This window comes from Vibrio sp. 1F169 (genome assembly GCF_041439605.1).
Classification (GTDB): domain Bacteria; phylum Pseudomonadota; class Gammaproteobacteria; order Enterobacterales; family Vibrionaceae; genus Vibrio; species Vibrio tasmaniensis_A.
In genome coordinates this window covers 1-1631 of record NZ_JBGOOI010000159.1, presented here as the reverse complement: position 1 = coordinate 1631, position 1631 = coordinate 1, and the positions used below count along the sequence as shown (strand labels likewise).

At 47.8% G+C, this 1631-nt stretch carries 1 protein-coding gene; it reads left to right on the top strand.

The window, feature by feature from the left end; genetic code table 11:
- Nucleotides 1–94: 94 nt before the first annotated feature.
- A complete protein-coding gene (gene pyk / locus ACED53_RS23320; protein WP_012603578.1) occupies nucleotides 95–1543 on the top strand; it encodes a pyruvate kinase in 1449 nt (482 codons plus the stop codon).
- The last annotated feature ends 88 nt before the right edge of the window (nucleotides 1544–1631 follow it).

Genomic DNA, 1631 nt, shown 5'->3' with positions numbered 1-1631 from the left:
ATAAATACCCAGCAACTCGCTGCAAAAATCAGCTCGAAAGATCAACACGCCCTAGTCTTTTAATAGATTACTTGGCCTCACTCTAGGAGTATTCATGACAGCCGAATTAAGAAAAACGAAAATCGTCACAACGCTAGGCCCTTCTACTGATAAAGGTAACGTGCTTGAAGAGATCATCAAAGCCGGTGCCAATGTCGTCCGTATGAACTTCTCTCACGGCACTAGCGACGACCATATACAACGTGCAGAAAATGTCCGAGCAATAGCCAAAAAGCTTGGTACTCAGATCGCTATTCTCGGTGACTTACAAGGTCCCAAGATTCGAGTGTCAACATTCAAAGATGGCAAAATCCAACTTGCCGTTGGTGACCAATTTACTCTCGACAGTAGCCTTGGTTTAGGCGAAGGCAACCAACAAGCGGTCGGCCTTGATTATAAAGAATTACCTAACGACGTTTCAGCTAACGACATCCTGTTGCTCGACGATGGTCGTGTGCAGCTAAAAGTAACCGAAGTGGAAGGTTGTCGCGTTCATACCGAAGTCATCATTGGCGGCCCTCTCTCGAATAATAAAGGCATAAACAAAAAAGGCGGCGGCTTGTCCGCAGAAGCGCTGACAGAAAAAGACAAACGCGACATCGTCACCGCCGCACAAATCAAAGTGGATTACCTCGCGGTGTCTTTCCCACGCAACGGCGAAGACATGCACTACGCTCGTCAGCTCGCACGTGAAGCAGGTTTAGAAGCTCACCTTGTAGCAAAAGTAGAGCGAGCAGAGACGGTAGCCACTGTTGAGAACATGGATGACATCATAATGGCCTCAGATGTGGTCATGGTGGCTCGTGGTGACCTCGGAGTCGAAATTGGCGATCCTGAATTGGTCGGAGTACAAAAGCAGCTTATACGCCGTGCTAGAGCGCTTAACCGAACGGTGATCACCGCAACCCAAATGATGGAATCGATGATTTCAGCGCCAATGCCAACCCGTGCCGAAGTCATGGACGTTGCCAATGCGGTACTTGATGGAACAGATGCGGTCATGCTTTCAGGTGAAACAGCTGCAGGTGATTACCCGGTCGAAACCGTAAAATCGATGGCTGAAGTGTGTATTGGTGCTGAGAAAATGGCGGGGATTAACAACCAATCCAATTACCGAATTGACCGCACGTTTGTGACCGCCGAAGAAACCGTTTCGATGGCGACTATCTACTCGGCAAACCATATGGAAGGCATTAAAGGCGTAGTCACTCTCACTGAATCAGGCCGTACTGCACTGATGATGTCTCGTCTAAGTGCAGATATGCCTATCTACGCACTATCTCGTAACGAAGGAACACTTAATCGCTGTACCTTGTACCGAGGTGTAACACCTATCTACTTCGAGACAGAAGCCAAAGACAGTTTTGACATTGCCCTATCTACGCTCACCTGCCTAAAAGAGCAAGAGCATCTTAAGTTTGGCGATCTCGTTATCGTCACTCAAGGCGACATTATGGATGTGGCGGGATCAACCAACTGTATGAGAATCTTGCCTGTCACCTAATGTTTGCCCGTAAGGCGAAACGATTTGCCTAATCTCATTGTCTCGTCCTAAAATACGTTGACAGTTTTTCTACTAAGCCAACAGCGTC